The sequence below is a fragment of the Mycobacterium sp. NGS66 genome, assembly GCF_059812225.1.
The window spans coordinates 275,117-293,166 of the sequence record NZ_JCALCG010000005.1 but is presented as its reverse complement, the minus strand read 5'-3'; the positions used below and the strand labels follow the sequence as shown (position 1 = coordinate 293,166).

17 protein-coding genes are annotated in these 18,050 nt (G+C 67.5%); 13 read left to right on the top strand and 4 right to left on the bottom strand.

The genetic code is table 11. The annotated features are described in order from the left end of the window. The first annotated feature begins 38 nt into the window (after nt 1-38). A complete protein-coding gene (locus AC5Y2L_RS13125; RefSeq protein WP_499934952.1) occupies nt 39-2,441 on the top strand; it encodes a [protein-PII] uridylyltransferase in 2,403 nt (800 codons plus the stop codon). Nucleotides 2,442-2,444: 3 nt separating this feature from the next. Here the strand turns inward: AC5Y2L_RS13125 and AC5Y2L_RS13120 are convergent, their stop codons facing one another. Together AC5Y2L_RS13120 and AC5Y2L_RS13115 are read right to left on the bottom strand one after the other, a co-directional pair. Next, the gene (locus AC5Y2L_RS13120) at nt 2,445-4,139 is read right to left on the bottom strand and encodes a DEAD/DEAH box helicase (protein WP_499935047.1); all 1,695 of its coding nucleotides are present in this window, start codon (nt 4,137-4,139) and stop codon (nt 2,445-2,447) included. A 105-nt stretch (nt 4,140-4,244) separates the two neighbouring features. Continuing rightward, entirely contained in the window at nt 4,245-5,027 is a 783-nt protein-coding gene (locus tag AC5Y2L_RS13115; protein ID WP_499935045.1) for an alpha/beta hydrolase, read from the bottom strand. Nucleotides 5,028-5,327: 300 nt separating this feature from the next. Between AC5Y2L_RS13115 and ffh the strand changes: the two genes are divergently transcribed. The 5 genes from ffh (at nt 5,328) to AC5Y2L_RS13090 (ending at nt 12,379) form a co-directional block, all read left to right on the top strand. Then, nucleotides 5,328-6,899, top strand: a complete 1,572-nt coding sequence (gene ffh / locus AC5Y2L_RS13110) for a signal recognition particle protein (RefSeq protein ID WP_499934950.1) — start codon at nt 5,328-5,330, stop codon at nt 6,897-6,899. Continuing rightward, nucleotides 6,895-8,001, top strand: coding sequence for a metal-dependent hydrolase family protein (locus AC5Y2L_RS13105; protein WP_499935044.1), 1,107 nt, complete (start codon nt 6,895-6,897; stop codon nt 7,999-8,001). The genes ffh and AC5Y2L_RS13105 overlap by 5 nt, the downstream gene beginning before the upstream one ends. Before the next feature lie 67 nt (nt 8,002-8,068). Then, nucleotides 8,069-9,835, top strand: coding sequence for a serine/threonine-protein kinase (locus AC5Y2L_RS13100; RefSeq protein ID WP_499934948.1), 1,767 nt, complete (start codon nt 8,069-8,071; stop codon nt 9,833-9,835). A 107-nt stretch (nt 9,836-9,942) separates the two neighbouring features. Further along, nucleotides 9,943-11,742 (top strand): N-acyl-D-amino-acid deacylase family protein, encoded by a 1,800-nt coding sequence (locus AC5Y2L_RS13095; RefSeq protein ID WP_499934946.1) that lies wholly within the window; start codon nt 9,943-9,945, stop codon nt 11,740-11,742. 1 nt (nt 11,743) lies between these two features. Continuing rightward, complete coding sequence (locus tag AC5Y2L_RS13090; RefSeq protein ID WP_499934945.1) at nt 11,744-12,379, top strand: TetR/AcrR family transcriptional regulator; 636 nt, start codon at nt 11,744-11,746, stop codon at nt 12,377-12,379. Between the two features lie 35 nt (nt 12,380-12,414). Here the strand turns inward: AC5Y2L_RS13090 and AC5Y2L_RS13085 are convergent, their stop codons facing one another. After that, nucleotides 12,415-13,287 carry a D-alanyl-D-alanine carboxypeptidase family protein gene (locus AC5Y2L_RS13085; protein ID WP_499934943.1) on the bottom strand — a complete coding sequence of 291 codons (873 nt, stop codon included), beginning with the start codon at nt 13,285-13,287 and terminating at the stop codon, nt 12,415-12,417. Nucleotides 13,288-13,553: 266 nt separating this feature from the next. On the opposite strand from AC5Y2L_RS13085, the gene AC5Y2L_RS13080 reads away from it, so the two are divergent. The 7 genes from AC5Y2L_RS13080 (at nt 13,554) to trmD (ending at nt 17,061) form a co-directional block, all read left to right on the top strand. Beyond that, complete coding sequence (locus AC5Y2L_RS13080; protein WP_499934941.1) at nt 13,554-13,991, top strand: hypothetical protein; 438 nt, start codon at nt 13,554-13,556, stop codon at nt 13,989-13,991. Nucleotides 13,992-14,027: 36 nt separating this feature from the next. Continuing rightward, nucleotides 14,028-14,297 carry a helix-turn-helix transcriptional regulator gene (locus tag AC5Y2L_RS13075; RefSeq protein ID WP_499934939.1) on the top strand — a complete coding sequence of 90 codons (270 nt, stop codon included), beginning with the start codon at nt 14,028-14,030 and terminating at the stop codon, nt 14,295-14,297. 189 nt (nt 14,298-14,486) lie between these two features. Further along, nucleotides 14,487-14,906, top strand: coding sequence for a nuclear transport factor 2 family protein (locus tag AC5Y2L_RS13070; protein WP_499934937.1), 420 nt, complete (start codon nt 14,487-14,489; stop codon nt 14,904-14,906). Between the two features lie 158 nt (nt 14,907-15,064). Then, nucleotides 15,065-15,580, top strand: a complete 516-nt coding sequence (gene rpsP, locus AC5Y2L_RS13065; RefSeq protein WP_499934935.1) for a 30S ribosomal protein S16 — start codon at nt 15,065-15,067, stop codon at nt 15,578-15,580. Nucleotides 15,581-15,588: 8 nt separating this feature from the next. Next, on the top strand, nt 15,589-15,831 hold the full coding sequence (locus AC5Y2L_RS13060) for an RNA-binding protein (RefSeq protein WP_003878715.1): 243 nt from the start codon (nt 15,589-15,591) through the stop codon (nt 15,829-15,831). A gap of 19 nt (nt 15,832-15,850) precedes the next feature. After that, on the top strand, nt 15,851-16,372 hold the full coding sequence (gene rimM / locus AC5Y2L_RS13055) for a ribosome maturation factor RimM (protein ID WP_499934934.1): 522 nt from the start codon (nt 15,851-15,853) through the stop codon (nt 16,370-16,372). Between the two features lie 2 nt (nt 16,373-16,374). Beyond that, complete coding sequence (gene trmD / locus AC5Y2L_RS13050) at nt 16,375-17,061, top strand: tRNA (guanosine(37)-N1)-methyltransferase TrmD (RefSeq protein WP_499935043.1); 687 nt, start codon at nt 16,375-16,377, stop codon at nt 17,059-17,061. 20 nt (nt 17,062-17,081) lie between these two features. On the opposite strand, the gene AC5Y2L_RS13045 is transcribed toward trmD, so the two are convergent. Continuing rightward, on the bottom strand, nt 17,082-18,014 hold the full coding sequence (locus AC5Y2L_RS13045; RefSeq protein ID WP_499934932.1) for a serine hydrolase: 933 nt from the start codon (nt 18,012-18,014) through the stop codon (nt 17,082-17,084). Nucleotides 18,015-18,050 lie beyond the last annotated feature (36 nt).

The window sequence follows — 18,050 nt, the reverse complement described above, 5'->3', positions numbered from 1 at the left end:
GTGGGCCGCGCGTCGGGATCCGGCCCGGCGTCGCTCGATTGGAGGCGAGGCCGACGGTAGCAGGAAATGCTTGCGCAGCAAGTGATTTGGCTGCCGCGCGACGGAAGCTGCTGACGCACCAACACCGCGAACTGGATTCGGCCGGGCTCCGGCAAGCGTTACTCGACCTGCACGAGTCCTGGCTGACGGCCAAGGCGACCGAGATCGGGATCACCGACGCCAGCGGCTTCGCGATCGTGGGCATCGGCGGGCTGGGCCGTCGCGAGCTGCTGCCGTACTCGGACCTGGACCTGATGCTGGTGCACGACGGCAAGCCCGCCGAGGTGTTGGGCGAGGTTGCCGACAAGCTGTGGTATCCGTTGTGGGACGCCAACATTCGGCTTGACCACAGTGTGCGGACCGTCAGCGAGGCGCTGAGTACCGCCAATTCGGACATGCCGGCCGCCCTGGGCATGCTGGACGCTCGTCACATCGCCGGCGACGAGCAGTTGTCGGCGGAGGTGATCGCCGGAGTGCGCCGCCAGTGGCGCAGCGGAATCCGCACCCGGATGGACGAACTCGTCGAGATGACGCGGGCTCGCTGGCGGCGCTGTTACCGGATCGCGCACCGCGCCGAGCCGGACCTGAAGTTGGGTCGCGGCGGCCTTCGCGACGCTCAGTTGCTCGACGCGCTGGCGGTGGCCCAGCTGGTCGACCGTCGCGGCGTGCACACGGCGGCCGGTTCGCTGGACGACGCCTACCTGACGCTGCTCAACGTGCGCACCGAGTTGCATCGGGTGTCCGGCCGCGGCGGCGACATACTGCTGGCGCAATTCGCCGACGAGATCAGCGCGGCACTGGATATCGGTGACAGGTTTGACCTGTCCCGCATGCTGTCCCACGCCGCCCGCACCATCAGTTACGAGACCGAGACCGGGCTGCGGACAGCGGCCAACGCGTTGCCGCGGCGAGGCGTGTCGGCGCTGATGCGTCGACCCCGGCGTCGACCGCTGGCCGAAGGCGTCGTCGAATACGCCGGCGAAGTCGTGCTGGCCCGCGACGCCCGACCCGAAAGCGACCCCGGTCTGGTGCTGCGGGTGGCTGCCGCGTCTGCATCGACCGGATTGCCCATCGCCGCAGCCACTCTCGCTCACCTCGCCAGCAGCGCCACACCGCTGGAGGCGCCCTGGCCGCGCCAGGCACTCGACGACCTGCTCGTTGTGCTCAGCGCCGGGCACACCGCGGTCGGGACAATCGAGGCGCTCGACCGCACTGGGCTGTGGGGTCAGCTGATGCCGGAATGGAACGCGATCCGCGACCTTCCACCCCGCGACATCGCGCACAAGTGGACGGTGGACCGTCATCTGGTGGAGACCGCCGTGCATGCCGCTCCGCTGGCGACCCGGGTGGCGCGCCCGGACCTGCTTGCGCTGGGCGCGCTGCTGCACGACATCGGCAAGGGCCGCAGTGCCGATCACAGCGTGCTGGGATCCGAGCTGGCCGTCCAAGTCGGTCAGCGGTTGGGCATGTCGCCGCCGGACGTCGACATGCTGTCCAAGCTGGTCCGCTATCACCTGCTGCTGCCCGTGGTGGCCACCCGAAGCGACCTGAACGATCCCCAGACCATCGAGTACGTGTCGCAGGCCCTGGACGGGGACCCCCTGCTGCTCGAGGTGCTGCATGCGATGACCGAGGCGGACTCGAAGGCCACCGGCCCGGGGGTGTGGAGCGACTGGAAGGCGTCGCTGATCGAGAACCTGGTGCGTCGCTGCCAGCTGGTGATGGCGGGCGAGACCTTACCGCAGGCGGAACCGACTGCGCCACATTATCTTTCGCTTGCGCTCAACCACGGTGTGCACGTGGAGATCAAGCCCGGCGACAGCGAGCGGATGTATCACGCGGTGATGGTCGCACCGGACCAGCGAGGATTGGTCTCCAAGGCCGCGGCGGTGCTTGCGCTGAACTCGCTGGGCGTGCATTCGGCGTCGGTCAACGTCTCCGAGGGGGTCGCGATCACCGAGTTCGTGGTGTCGCCGCACTTCGGTGCGCCGGCCGCGGCCGAGTTGCTGCGTCAACAGTTCGTCGGAGCGCTGGGCGGCGACATCGACGTGTTGGGCATGTTGGAGAAGCGTGGTCAGGAGGCCGCCGCCGCGGTCGGGCGCGCCGGAGAGGTGCAGGCGGGGGTACCCGTGACGCGGTTGACTGCCCCGCCGCGCATCCTGTGGTTCGATACCGCCACACCCGGCCAGCCCATCGTCGAAGTCCGCGCCACGGATCGCCCGGGATTGCTCGCGCTGCTGACGCGGGCGCTGGAGCGCGCGGGAGTCGACATCGTGTGGGCGAAGGTCAACACCTTCGGCTCGACGGCCGCCGACGTGTTCTGCGTGGTGCTGCCCGACGAGCCCGGTGCGGACGTGCAAGCGATGGTCAACGAACACCTGCTTGCCGTGCTGGGAGCCTAGCAGTCACGACCGCTCCGAATTGAGTTGCCGCACAAGGTCGATACGAGCTTTGAGTTGTTCGCTGGTCGCGGCGGCGATCGGTGGCCCACCGCAGCGACGACGCAATTCGCTGTGAATCCAGCCGTGCGGCTTGCCGGTGCGGTGATGCGCGATCGACACCAGCGCGTTGAGTTCGCGTCGCAGCTCGCGCAGCTGGCCGTGTGTCGTTGGCGCGCTCGGCGAGCCTGACTCCAGCCGTTTCTGCAGCTGCTCGTCTTGGCGACGGTGCAGCAGGGCACGCATCTGCTCGGCGTCGAGCAGTCCCGGGATGCCGAGGTAGTCTGCTTCCTCGTCGCTTCCGGCCGGGGTGGCGGTGCCGAACGAGGATCCGTCGAAAATGACCTGATCCAGTTCGGCGTCGGCGCCCAGTGCGGTGAAACTTCGCTGGGTGTCGTCCTTTTCGGGGCGGGTGGCCGGATCATCGCGAAGGGGATCGCCGGCTTCGCGGTGCGGTTCACCCAGCACATGGTTGCGTTGGGCCTCCAACTCGCTGGCCAGTAGCAGCAGGTTAGGCACCGACGGCACGAAGATGCTCGCCGTTTCACCGGGGCGGCGCGACCGCACGAACCGTCCGATGGCCTGCGCGAAGAACAGCGGCGTGGACGCGCTGGTGGCATAGATCCCGACCGAGAGCCGCGGCACGTCGACACCTTCGGAGACCATCCGCACCGCGACCAGCCATCGGCTGGTGCCTTGCGCGAATTGGCTGATGCGCGAAGAGGATCCGGGATCGTCGGACAGCACCACCGTCGGCTCTTCCGCGGTGATCTTCGCCAGCAGGTGGGCGTACGCGCGAGCGGCGGTCCGATCCGAGGCGATGATCATGGCTCCCGCGTCGGGAACCTGCGCGCGCAGTTGGCTCAGCCGCTGGTCCGCCGCCGCGATCACCGCGGGCATCCACTCGCCGGCCGGGTCGAGCGCGGTACGCCACGCTCGTGCCGTGTGCTCGGCGGACAGCGGTTCGCCCAGGCGGGCCGTATGCTCTTCGCCGGCACTGTCTCGCCATCGCGCCTGGCCGGAGTAGGCCAGGAATACCACTGGCCGGACCACGCCGTCGGCCAGCGCCTCGGCGTAGCCGTAACTGTGGTCGGCCTGGGAACGCAGTATCCCGTCGGGTCCCGGCTCGTAACGCACGAACGGGATGGGGCTGTCGTCGCTGCGAAAGGGCGTGCCCGTCAAGGCAAGTCGGCGAGCGGCATCGCTGAAGGCTTCCCGGATGGCGTCGCCCCAGGTCTTGGCGTCGCCGCCGTGGTGGATCTCGTCGAAGACCACCAAGGTCTTGCGCTGCTCGGTTCGTACCCGGTGCAGCGTCGGATGCGCCGCGACCTGGGCGTAGGTGACCAGCACGCCGTGATACTCCGGCGAGTGCCGGGCGTTGGAGTTGGAGAACTTAGGGTCCAGCGCCAGGCCGTGCCGCGAAGCCGCTTGTGCCCATTGCACTTTGAGGTGCTCGGTGGGCACCACGACGGTGATCTGGTCGATCATGCGATGTGCGAGCAGGTCAGCGGCGACCCGTAACGCGAACGTCGTCTTTCCGGAACCGGGAGTGGCGACGGCGAGGAAATCACGCGGCTGGGCCGCCAGGTACTTCACCAGCGCGCGGCGCTGCCAACCGCGTAACGTCTGGGGGTTGGCATCCGTGTGGCTGACTGCCTGCAGCGACAACGAATCCCCCCGGTAGTTGCTTTCGACGCGGCCGCACCGGTTGGGCCGCGGCTGTGAAATGTAGCACGGCAACGCTTTTCGGTGCAGTTGCCGGGCGAGTCAGCTCGTCAGGACGCGTGTCTGCAGCCAGCTGTCCATACGTTCGGCGACGTCGGCCCAGCCGGGTTCCAGCATCATGTTGTGGCCCATCTCGAAGAACTCGGGTTCGGTCCGGTAGGCGCGCGCGGTGGCGCGCACCGCGCCGACGCTGACGAAGCCGTCGTGCAGCGCGCCGAGGACCAGAATCGGAGTGGTCACCCGCTCCGGTTTGACCCGGCGGAACATCGGATCCCGCATCGCGGCACGGATACTCTCGCCCCCGGTGCGGTTCCAGCAGGCTTCGACGACGGCTTCGGGCGTGTCCGCGCAGAAGAGGTATTCGCGGGCGCGGGCCTGGGTGCTGAGGAACTTGACCAGCGTGGGGTCGCGGAACGACTGCACGGACAGCCACGGGCGGCGGCGCCAGACGCGCAGTGCCGCTCCGAGCACGCCCCGCGGCGGCAGGGAGCCCACCAACACCGCGGCCGGTGCTTTTCGGTCTTCGAGGTAGCGCTGGATCACGTAGCCGCCCAGCGAATGACCGATCAGCACCGGCCCGCCCAGCTCGTCGGCCGTGACGCGGACGTCGTCGATGTAGTCGGCGACGGAAACCGTCTGCAGCGGCTTGGGAGTGGGGCTGGCGCCGTGTCCGCGCAGGCTCAGCGCGGCGGCGCGGTAACCCTCGGCGGCGAAGTAGTCCAGAAAGTGCTCCCAGCACCATGCGCCGTGCCAGCCGCCGTGGACGAAGAGCAACGGGACCGGATGTGTGTCCGTGCACGATCCCTTGTCGAGCATCTCCAGCACGAGCTGACCCTTGCCGAGCGCGGCCGTGTCGTCAAGCGTTATTGACGGCATTCACTCTGCGCCTATGGCGGGAAAGTGCGAGTGGAGCGCGCCATAGCCGCATGGTCAACGCACGCAACGGTAGCGGGCGACTTCGTCGCAATTCACTCTGCGCCTATGGCGTAGAAGTGCGAGTGGAGCACGCCCTCACCGCAGTATCAAAGCCCTCAGCGCACACTCGACACCGACCACTGGGCCCGATGGTGGTGAGCTGCTGCGCCCCGCTGCGCGGCGCTGGCACTCACCACTACGCTGGCGGGCGTGTTTGAATCGCTGTCCGACCGGTTGACCGCTGCCCTGCAAGGGCTGCGCGGCAAGGGTCGTCTGACCGACGCCGATATCGATGCCACCACCCGCGAAATAAGGCTCGCGCTGCTGGAGGCCGACGTCTCGCTGCCGGTGGTGCGCGCGTTCGTCCACCGGATCAAAGAACGCGCCCGTGGAGCCGAGGTGTCCGGCGCCCTCAACCCGGCGCAACAGGTCGTCAAGATCGTCAACGAAGAGCTGATCGGCATCCTGGGTGGCCAAACCCGGCAGCTGGCCTTCGCGAAGACGCCGCCGACCGTGGTGATGCTTGCCGGTCTGCAGGGCTCCGGAAAGACGACGCTGGCCGGCAAATTGGCCGCCTGGCTGCGCGGGCAGGGACACACGCCGCTGCTGGTGGCCTGCGACCTGCAGCGACCGGCGGCGGTCAACCAGCTCCAGGTCGTCGGTGAACGCGCCGGGGTGCCGGTATTCGCGCCGCACCCCGGAGCCTCGCCCGAGTCCGGTCCCGGCGACCCGGTAGCCGTCGCGGCCGCCGGGCTCGCCGAAGCCAAGGCCAAGCACTTCGACTTCGTCATTGTCGACACCGCCGGGCGGCTGGGCATCGACGAGGAACTGATGGCCCAGGCCGCCGACATCCGCGCGGCCATCGATCCCGACGAGGTGCTGTTCGTCCTGGACGCGATGATCGGCCAGGACGCCGTCGCCACCGCCCGGGCATTCGGCGAGGGCGTCGGCTTCACCGGCGTGGTGCTGACCAAGCTCGACGGCGACGCGCGTGGTGGCGCGGCGCTGTCGGTCCGCGAAGTCACCGGTGTTCCCATCCTTTTCGCGTCCACCGGCGAGAAGCTCGAGGACTTCGACGTCTTCCACCCCGACCGGATGGCCAGCCGGATCCTGGGCATGGGCGACGTGCTGAGCCTCATCGAGCAGGCCGAGCAGGTGTTCGACGCCAAGAAGGCCGAGGAGGCCGCCGTCAAGATCGGCGCCGGCGAACTGACCCTGGAAGACTTCCTGGAGCAGATGCTGGCCGTCCGCAAGATGGGCCCGATCGGCAACCTGCTGGGCATGCTGCCCGGCGCAGGCCAGATGAAGGACGCGCTGGCCGAGGTCGACGACAAGCAGCTCGACCGGATCCAGGCCATCATCCGCGGTATGACGCCGGAAGAACGGGCCGACCCCAAGATCATCAACGCCTCGCGCCGGTTGCGCATCGCCAACGGCTCCGGGGTGACCGTCTCCGAGGTCAACCAGCTGGTCGACCGCTTCTTCGAAGCCCGCAAGATGATGTCCTCGATGCTCGGCGGCATGGGCATCCCGGGCCTGGGTCGCAAGTCCGCGACGCGAAAGTCCAAGGGCAGCAAAGGCAAGAAGGGCAAGAAGCGCGGACCGACGCAGCCGAAGGTGCGCAGTCCGTTCGGGCCCGGTGCACCGAATATGCCCGCCGGGTTCCCCGACCTGTCCCAAATGCCCGAAGGCCTCAACGAGCTGCCGCCGGGCCTGGCCGACTTCGACCTGTCCAAACTCAAGTTCCCAGGCAACCCAGGCCGGAACCCCGGTAAGAATTAGCCAGGCCGTGCGCCTGCACGTGCGAGGCCGGTCGCTGCCCGACGAGAGCCGGATCGAACTGTGGGTTGTCGACGGCCGCATCAGCATCGAGCCGGTTGCCAACGCCGACACCGTCTTTGACGGCGGCTGGATCCTGCCCGGCCTGGTGGACGCGCACTGCCACGTCGGGCTCGGTCAGCATGGCCGCGTCGAAATCGACGAGGCGGTCGCCCAGGCCGAAACCGAACGCGACATCGGCGCGCTACTCCTGCGCGACTGCGGCGTGCCCACCGACACCCGTAGCCTCGACGACCGCGAAGACCTGCCCCGCATCATCAGAGCCGGCCAACACTTGGCCAGGCCAAAGCGCTACATCGCCGGCTACGCGGTCGAGTTGGAAGACGAATCGCAGCTGCCCGAGGCGATCGCCGTCGAGGCGCGACGCGGTGACGGCTGGGTCAAGCTGGTCGGCGACTGGATCGACCGTCAGATCGGCGATCTTGCCCCGCTGTGGTCGGACGACGTGCTGAAGGCGGCGATCGAGGCCGCGCACGCCCACGGCGCCCGGGTCACCGCGCACGTGTTCGGCGAGGACGCGCTACCGGGGTTGATCAAGGCCGGCATCGACTGCATCGAGCACGGCACCGGGCTCACCGACGAGAACATCGCGCTGATGCTCGAGCACCGCACGGCATTGGTCCCCACGCTGATCAACATCGAAAACTTCCCCGGCATCGCCGACTCTGCGACCCGGTATCCCAGCTATGCCGCCCACATGCGCGACCTGTATGCCCGCGGCTACGGCCGGATCGCCGCGGCGCGGGATGCCGGTGTGCCGATCTATGCCGGCACCGACGCCGGCAGCATGATCCAGCACGGGCGGATCGGCGACGAGATCGAGGCCCTCAAGCGCATCGGGATGACCCCTTCGGAGGCGTTGGGCGCCGCCTGCTGGGATGCCCGTCGCTGGCTTGGTCGGCCTGCTATCGAAGACGGCGCGCCGGCAGACCTGGTGTGCTACTCCGCAGATCCGCGCACTGGTCCCGGCGTGCTGAACCATCCCGAGCTGGTGATCCTGCGCGGCAACACGTTTCGGCCGCAGGTGTTGCGCCCCGGGAGTTAACGATCCGTTAGCCGGGCGTGGATACGCTGGGCGGGCAAGGCCTGCCGAACGCAGATAGGATCCCAAAATGGCGTTGGCCAGCGGCGCAACCTTTGCCGGTTACACGATCGCGCGCAGGCTGGGTTCGGGAGTGACCGGTGCGGTTTACCTTGCCCAGGACCCGCGATCCGCGCGCTGGGTAGCGCTGAAAGTTCTTTCCCTGGCGATGTCGTCGGACAGCGAGTTTCGCCGCCGCTTTCATGCGGAGACGCCCGTGGTGGCAAGTCTGTATCACCGGCACATTGTGGAGGTGCATGACCGCGGCGAATCCGACGGGCAGTTGTGGGTCGCGATGGATTATGTGGAGGGCATCAGTGCGGCCCAGCTCATCGCCGAGCGTTTCCCGGCGGTATCACCGGCCGGGGAAGTGCTTGCCCTGGTCACGGCCATCGCCGAAGCGCTCGACTATGCCCATCACCGCGGCCTGCTGCACCGCGACGTCAAACCCGCCAACATCCTCCTGACCAGCCGGGGTCAGGGCGAGCAACGAACGCTGTTGTCCGATCTGGGAATCGCTCCGCAACTCGGCACCGTGGGTTACGCAGCGCCCGAACAGTTGGCGGGCAACGGTATTGACGGCAGCGCCGATCAGTACGCGCTGGCGGCTACCGCATTTCACCTCTTGACCGGTGCGCCGCCGGTCCAGGCCGGTGACCCTGCCGCCGCCGTCGACCAGCTGATGAACGGCGCGCCACCCAAGCTCAGCGACCAGCGCCCGGAGCTGGCCCGTCTGGATAGCGTCTTCTCCCGGGCCCTGGCCCGGAATCCCGCCGATCGGTTCGCCAGCTGCACAGAGTTCGCCAGCGCCGCCAACGACGAGGCCGGCGTCTCCGTTGGTGATCACAGCCCCGAGGCGACGTTCGCCGTGGAGGTCGTCGACTATCCCGCGTACGCCTGGCCCGATGCGGAGAACCTCACCGAGGCCGAATCGGTCGCCGATTCCCGGACCGTCTCGGCGAATCCGAGGCGGCGTGGCACGGTGCTGCATTCGGCGGCCGGGGCACTGGCGCGGCGGCTGGACGACTTCTCCACCGGAAGTGATGCCGAGCAGCCGGACTCCGCGGCACCGCGCCGGCGCCGATCGCGCGTCGTCTTGCTGGCCGGCGCCGCGGTGCTGCTGGTCATCGGGGTGCTGGCCGCCGGCATCGCGATCGGCCGCAGCGCGGAAAAGAAGTCCGGTCAGGCGGGCAGGACGTCGGTGAGCATGCCGGTCCCGGCGCCGACGACCGCTGGGGCCTCGGCGCCGTCGGCGCCGGTGCCACTCGACGGCAGTTACCGCATCGAGGTCCAGCGCGCCAAGCAGACCTTCAACTACCTCCCCGACCCGCAACCGCCGAATGTGACGACCTGGTGGGCCTTCCGTTCGTCGTGCGCGCCGCAGGCCTGCACGGCCAGCGGCACACTGCTCGACGACGACGACCACACGCAGGCCAAGTCGCCCGGCGGGGGACATCTGGTCATGCACTTCGGCGATGGTCAATGGCAGTCCGAGGCGGAAACGGTGCAGTTTCCCTGCGTCGGCGGAAACGGATTGGCGAACACCCAGACCACGACGCAGGTGCTGACCCTGCGACCACAACCCAATGGGGACTTTCTCGGCGAAATGACGGTCACCGTCCAAACCAACGAATGCGGCCAACGATCGGCGGTGATCCGGATCCCCGCGGTGGCCAGCCGCAGTGGGGTGGTTCCTCCGGCGGTGAACGTCCCCGACCCCGGAGCGCCCTCCGCCAGTGAGGCGCCGACGGCGCCGACGACTGCACCTCCGACAGCCCCGTCGCGTCCCGGCCGCTGATCCGTCGCTTGGTCGCGTTGCCGTCTCGACTCGCCAACGGTTAGTTAAAGAAAGCGAGTACTTACTTTCTTTCGGTAGACTGGTGGCAACCCGTTGGGAGGAAGACAGTGACGTACGACGTGATCATCCGCGACGGCTTGTGGTTCGACGGCACGGGCAGCGCGCCGCAGGTCCGCACACTGGGCATTCGCGACGGCGCGGTGGCCACGGTATCGGCCGTGCCGCTTGACGAGACCGGATGCCCCGAGGTGATCGACGCCGCGGGCAAATGGATCCTGCCCGGCTTCATCGACGTCCACACCCACTACGACGCCGAGATACTGCTCGACCCCGGCCTGCGCGAGTCGGTGCGGCACGGCGTCACCACCGTGCTGCTGGGCAACTGCTCACTGTCGACGGTCTACGCCAACTCCGAGGACGCCGCCGACCTGTTCAGCCGCGTCGAAGCGGTGCCGCGCCAGTTCGTCTACAACGCACTGGACGCCAAAAAGACCTGGTCGACTCCGGCCGAATACATCGACGCCATCGACGCCCTGCCGCTCGGGCCGAATGTCGGCTCGCTGCTTGGTCATTCGGATCTGCGCGCCGCGGTGATGGGACTGGACCGCGCCACCGACCGCAAGGTTCGGCCCACCCCGGCCGAGCTGAAGAAAATGACGCAGCTGCTCGAGGAAGCACTGGACGCCGGAATGGTGGGCATGTCCGGCATGGACGCGGCGATCGACAAGCTCGACGGCGACCGGTTCCGGTCGCGCGCGCTGCCGTCGACCTTCGCGACCTGGCGGGAACGGCGCCGGCTGATCAACGTGCTGCGCAAGCGCGGCCGGTTACTGCAGAGCGCCCCCGATGTCGACAACCCGGTGTCCCCGCTGATGTTCTTCCTGACCAGCAGCCGGCTGCTCAACGGCGGCGCGCCGGTGCGGATGAGCATGCTGGTGTCCTCCGACGCCAAGTCGATGCCGCTGATGGCATACGTCCTGGGCATCGGCACCCGGATCGTCAACAAACTGCTGGGCTCGAGCGTGCGATTCCAGCACCTGCCGGTTCCGTTCACGCTGTATTCCGACGGGATCGACCTGCCGGTCTTCGAAGAGTTCGGCGCCGGCACCGCGGCCCTGCATCTGCGCGAACAGTTCGAGCGCAACGAGCTGCTGGCCGACGAGTCCTATCGCCGGCGGTTCCGGCGTGAGTTCGACCGCGTCAAGCTCGGAGTCTCGTTGTGGCACCGCGACTTCCACGACGCGGTGATCGTCGAGTGCCCGGACCAGACGTTGGTCGGCAAGAGCTTCGGTGCCATCGCCGACGAACGCGGACTGCATCCGCTCGACGCGTTCCTCGACGTGCTCGTCGCCAACGGTGAACGCAACGTCCGGTGGACAACCACCATTGCCAACCACCGGCCCAAGCAGCTCGACCAGCTCGCCGCCGAACCCAGCGTCCACATGGGCTTCTCCGACGCCGGAGCGCACCTGCGCAACATGGCCTTCTACAACTACGCGCTGCGCCTGCTGCGGCGGGTCCGAGATGCGGAGCGGGCCGGCAAGCCGTTCCTGTCCATCGAGCGCGCGGTGTACCGCCTCACCGGCGAGGTGGCCGAGTGGTTCGGCATCAACGCCGGGACCCTGCGCGAGGGCGACCGGGCGGATTTCGTGGTGATCGACCCGGCCCATTTGGACGAGTCGCTGGACGGCTACCACGAGGAAGCGGTGCCCTTCTACGGCGGCCTGCGGCGGATGGTGAACCGCAACGACGCGACGGTGGTTGCCACGGGCGTCGCCGGCGTCGTGGTCTTTCGCACCGGTGAGTTCCGCGAGGGCTATGGTCAGACTGTGAAGTCGGGCCGATACCTACGCGCGGGCGAGTGGGATGCAGGTCTGGAACGGCATGTTTTGAGCGTCAGCGCCTGAGATGGCCCGGACCCAGCAGCAACGCCGCGAGGAAACCGTCGGACGGCTACTCGACGCCTGCATCGACACGATCGTCGAGGTCGGATATGCGCGGGCATCCGCTGCCCTGATCACCAAGCGTGCGGGTGTATCGGTGGGCGCCCTGTTCCGGCATTTCGCGACGATGGGCGATTTCATGGCGGCGACGGCATCCGAGGTGCTGCGCCGCCAGTTGGAGTGGGGCATCCAGCAGGTCGCCACGCTACCGCCGGACCGGCCGCCCTTGGAGGCGGCCCTGACGATCCTGCGGGACATCACCCGGGGTCCGGGCAATGCCGTGCTCTACGAATTGCTGGTCGCTGCCCGCACCGACGAGAAGCTCAAGGCCACGCTGCAGGAGGAGCTCGGGCAGTATGCCGCGAAGATCGTCGACGCCTGCCGGATGCTGCCGGGCGCAGACCAGTTCCCCGAGGACAAGTTCCCGGTGATCGTCGGATTGGTGGCGAACGTCTTCGACGGCGCCGCGCTGGTGCAAGGAGTCGTGCCGGTGCCGGAGCTGGACGAGCAGCGAATTCCGGTGCTCCTGGAACTGCTCAATGCGGCTCTCGGAAGCTCCGCGGGGCTTGACTCTGCGGCTACGGCTAAAAAGAGCGAGTAAGCCGCGCCCTCAGCGCAGAGTCAAAGCTTGCTCGCTTACAGCGAGCCGATGCTGGCCTGTGGGTTGAGCGCAAAGCCCCAGTCGAACAGGCTGGCGGCCTGATCCCAATACGTCGGCCCACCCGGTTTGACCAGCCCGTACATCATGGCGATGACCAGTCGGCGGCCACCGCGGGCGGCAGCCCCGACAAACGTCTTGCGCGCGGCGTTGGTGAACCCGGTCTTGCCGCCGATCGCGCCGGGGTAGCGCTGCAAGAGCTCGTCCTGGTTGAGTATCGGCTGGTCGCCGTGATCGCCCGGAAACATCGCCGACGGCTCCGCGGTGATATGCGCGAACACCGGATTGGCCATCGCGGCCCGGAAGATGACCGCCAGGTCGTGCGCCGTCGACCACCCCGAGCCGCCCGGTCCGTCCAGGCCGGAGGGGGTTGCCGCGTGGGTCGTCACCGCGCCGAGGGCCGCGGCCTTGGCATTCATCTTGGCCACAGCGGCGTCCTGGCCACCCAGCATCTGGGCCAGCGTGTTCGCGGCGTCGTTACCCGAAACCAGCAGCAGGCCGTCGAGCAGTTGGCGGGCGGTGTAGGTGCGGCCCGGTTTGACGCCGACGCAGTTGCATTCGACCTGAGTGTCCGCCACGTCGGCGACGACGGTGGAGTTGAGGTCCAGCTCGTCCAGGACCACCAGCGCCAACAGCACCTTGATGGTGCTGGCGGGCGGGTGGGCCACGTTCTGATCGCGATCGGCCAGCACCTGACCGGTGTCGAGATCGGCCACGATCCAGGTCTGGGCCGGGCCGTCGGGTATCGGAACCGAGCCGGCCGGCTGGACGGCGGTGTCGGCTGACGCGGTGCCTGCGCCGACGGCGGCGGCCGTCAGCAGGGCAGCGGCTGCAACCATGAGCTTTCGCATGGGCGCAGAGTCTAACTTCCCAGTCTGCGGGACGGCTATTTTCCGGCGGCGCTGGCGAGGCGCTGGCGCGCCGGCGCGGGCGCCCCGGTGTGGGTCCGCCGGTATAGCCCGGCCGCCTGGGCGGAGTTGCTGGCCGGCCGGATGGCGCATGGCTGGACCCCGCGCGATCTCAACCAGCTGGTCACCGATACCCGGATCGCGACACTGCGGCCAACAAGTCTGAGTTGGATCAAAGCTCGCTGAGTCCCGGTCGTACGATCAGTTCGATGACAAATTCTGCGGAGTTGATAGCGGTCGATCTGACCGAGAGGGAACGCGAGTTTATACAGCAGGCACTGCAGCAGTGGGGGTGGTCGGCGTCTGATGCGCCGTTCCCGTTTCAGGTGCTGGGATTGTCGACGTGGGAAGAGTTCGGCGAACTCACCCTGCGTCTTCAGCGCGCCGTCGCGGATAACGAGCCACTGACGAATCTGGACTGGGCGCGAGTGCTGTTTCTAACCGAGGTCACTTGGGCCAGCGGCCTGGTTGGTGCGGGTCTGGACTTTGCGACTGTTACCGGATTCTCCGATGCCGAGGCTCTGAGCCTGCTGCGTGGCCTGCAGCGGCGCCGCAAAATCGGCGGCTACGAGCGCGCCAAACTGTTATTCCCAAATGGTGGCCGGACCCGCACTGGGGATTTCGGCCTCCACGACCTCGTCAGTTAGCAGGTCCATCGGCCTCGGGGTGCGAAACTGCGGTTCATGTCCGCTGCAACGGTGATGCCGACAGAATTCTCCAACGATTACTCGCACAGCAACGAGCCGACGCGGATCGCGAACCGGGATCACCACGCATCAGCCCGGCATGACCCATTCGGTGCGCACCATGGTCCGTCCGGTACGGCCAGCCTCGAGTTGATCGCCGCCCAGTTCGATCTGCATCCCAGGGCACTGCATCGCCGTCTGGCCGCTGAGAACACCACCTTCGGCGCGCTCATCGATAGTGTGCGCCGAGAAACCGCCGAGCACTAACTGCGACACCGACATCAGCCTGTCGCACCTGACGCGAGAACTCGGCTACGCCGAACAGAGCGTGCTCACCCGCTCGTGTCGGCGGTGGTTCGGCTGCGGGCCCAGCAGTATTCGTCGCGCGGCCCGGCCTCTGCTACCCAGCCAGCCCGGCGAGCACCCCGGTTCGCCGGATCGTGTTCAATCGACGACATGCTGAGCCTGGAAGAGATCTCGGATCGGCTGGAGATCCAGCAGCTGCTGGTGGACTACTCCACCGCCATTGACCAGCGGCGATTCGACGACCTGGACAAGGTGTTCACCCCCGACGCTTACATTGACTACACCGCCCTGGGCGGCATCGAGGGCCGCTATCCCGAGGTGAAGCAATGGCTGTCGGAGGTGCTGCCGAATTTCCCGATCTATGCGCACATGCTGGGCAATTTCTCGGTCCGGATCGACGGTGACACCGCGTCCTCGCGCGTGATCTGCTTCAACCCGATGGTGCTTCCAGGCGACAAGGATCAGGTGCTGTTCTGCGGGCTGTGGTACGACGACGAGTTCGTGCGCACTCCCGAAGGCTGGCGGATGGCCCGCCGCGTCGAGACCAAGTGCTTCCAGAAAGTGATGTGAGATTTCTGCTGGACCACCGCGTTCTGGCACAATAGGCGGCTGTCCGCCGCGCGACTACGGTTGCACAGTGGTCAGAAACGCGAGGCAAAACCGGATCCGGGCATCCTGCCCTGGTCGCTGAATTGCAGCGTGACACCTACAGGAGAATTCGCTCAACCATGGCTGTGAAGATCAAGCTCACTCGGCTTGGCAAGATCCGCAATCCTCAGTACCGCATCGCCGTGGCCGATGCCCGCACCCGCCGCGACGGCCGCTCCATCGAGGTCATCGGCCGCTACCACCCCAAAGAAGAGCCCAGCCTCATCGAGATCAACTCCGAGCGCGCTCAATACTGGCTGTCGGTCGGGGCTCAGCCCACCGAACCCGTCCTCAAGCTGCTGAAAATCACCGGCGACTGGCAGAAGTTCAAGGGCCTGCCCGGCGCCGAGGGCACCCTGAAACTCAAGCCCGAAAAGCCCAGCAAGCTCGAGCTGTTCAACGCCGCGCTTGCCGAAGCCGAGGGCGGTCCCACCACCGAGGCGGCGAAACCTAAGAAGAAGTCCCCGGCCAAGAAGGCCGCCGCCAAGGCCGACGAGCCGGCCCCCGAGGCCGAAAACGCCGACAAGGCCGAGGCGTCTGCCGAGGGTGCCGAGCCCGAGAGCGGCGAGCCGGCCGAGACATCGAACGAAAGCTGACCAGCCCCATGAGTACCGTCGTCGTCGACGCCGTCGAGCATCTGGTCCGGGGAATCGTGGACAACCCCGACGATGTCCGGGTGGACATGGTGACCAGCCGGCGTGGACGCACCGTAGAGGTCCATGTTCACCCGGACGATCTGGGCAAGGTGATCGGTCGCGGCGGACGTACCGCGACCGCGCTGCGTACCTTGGTTGCCGGCATCGGCGGCCGGGGTATCCGGGTGGACGTGGTGGACACCGACCAGTAGCCGCGTCCATGGAACTGCGGTGGAGCTGGTAGTCGGGCGGGTCGTCAAAGCGCACGGCGTCACCGGCGAACTGGTCGTCGAGGTCCGCACCGACGATCCCGACGCCCGGTTCGCTCCCGGTAATACGTTGCGCGCCAAGGCATCTCGTGAGCCAGGCTGGGAGCGCAGCTTCGTCGTGGAGGCTGTGCGCGAGCACGGCGCGCGCCTGCTGGTGCGGTTGGCCGCGGTGACCGACCGGGACGCCGCCGACGCACTGCGCGGCAGCGTGTTCGTCGTCGACTCCGATGACCTGCCGCCCATCGATGAACCGGACACGTACTACGACCACCAGCTGGAAGGTCTGCGGGTCCGCACGACGGCGGGCCAGGACCTCGGCGTCGTGGCCGAGGTGCTGCACACCGCCGCGGGCGAATTGCTTTCGGTCACACGCGATTCCGGCGAGTTGTTGGTGCCGTTCGTTGCCGCGATCGTCAAGACGGTGTCGTTGGACGACGGCACCATCGACGTCGATCCGCCCGAGGGCCTGCTGGATCTGGCGTGACCATGCGTATCGACGTCATCACCATCTTCCCGGCCTATCTGGATCCACTGCGATTGTCGTTGCCGGGCAAGGCAATTGAAGCGGGGCTGGTCGACCTGCGGGTGCACGACCTGCGGCGGTGGACCCACGACGTACATCACTCGGTGGACGACGCCCCCTACGGCGGCGGACCGGGAATGGTCATGAAGGCGCCGGTGTGGGGTGATGCGCTGGACGAAACCTGTTCCGGCGAGACGCTGTTGGTGGTTCCGACCCCAGCAGGTTCACTGTTCACCCAGGCCACCGCCGCGCGCTGGACCACCGAGAAGCACTTGGTGTTCGCCTGCGGACGTTACGAGGGCATCGACCAGCGCGTCGTCGAGGATGCCGCACGGCGGATGCGGGTCGAAGAGGTGTCGATCGGCGACTACGTGCTGCCCGGCGGCGAGTCGGCGGCGGTGGTGATGATCGAGGCGGTGGTGCGGCTGCTCGCCGGGGTTCTGGGTAATCCCGCCTCGCATTGCGAGGATTCACACTCGCCGGGCCTGGACCGGCTCCTGGAGGGACCGAGCTATACCCGGCCGCCGAGCTGGCGTGGCCTGGAAGTGCCCGCAGTGCTGCTCTCCGGCGATCATGCGCGCATCGCCGCTTGGCGTCGCGAGGTCTCGCTGCAACGCACTCGGGAACGCCGGCCGGACCTTCTGGATTAGCTCGCCATACCCTGGCCGAGTCAGATCCGGCCGTTGGGGAACATGGTCTTCACCGCCTGGGTGATGGTCTCTCGCGCAGTGGCGTCATCCGACGTCTGCAGCGACTCGATCACCATGATGTAGCGCCGGTCCGCGCCGATGACGCCCGTCGACAGATGCATCCAGTCGCTGCCGATGCAGCACATCCAGCCCTGCTTGACCGCCACGGGTTCGGCGTACAGGCCATCCGGGATGCCGAACCGCTGCGGGTAGCCATCGACGCCGCTCGGGGTGGACTGGGCCAGATCGTTGACAATGATCCCGGCCCGCTCCCGCGGCAGCCCGCCGGACCCGTCAAGCAGCATGTCGTAGTAGCGAATCAGGTCAGTCGCCGAGCTGACCGTGTTCCACCAGCGACCGTCGCTGGGCGGCGTGGTCGACGACAGTCCATACCGGGTCGCGACCTGGCTGATAATGGCGTCACCGCCGTCCTGAGCCCAGAACCTTTCAGCGGCATCGTCGTCAGAGGAACGCAGCATCACGTCCAGGGCCTGACGATCCTCCGGCGCAAGGTTGCCTTTGCCCTCGGCTTCCCGCAGCAGCAACTCGTCGGCGATGAAGAGCTTGGCCACCGACGCGGTGGCGATGATCTCGGTCTTGCCGTTGGACACCAACTGGTGGGTCGCGCGGTCGAGAACCGCTACCGACAGGGTGGCGCCGACGCTGGCAGCTTCCTCCGTTGCCTGCTGGATGCGTGCCTGCAGCCCGGCCAACCCGCTGGGCGGGAGCGCATCCGGTGGCATGGGCTGCCGGACGACCTGCAGTAGCAGTTGGGCAAGCTGCGGCTCATGACTGGGTGCGCTGTAGGCGGGTGTGCCCGGTGTCTTCGCCTGCACTTGGGCTTCACATGCCACGACAACCACCAACCCGACCGCCGCCGCGGCGGTAAGTAGGGTCAGCGGCCGGATTCGCACCAGTCATATGTACCATTCACCAGCGGCTTTCGCTGG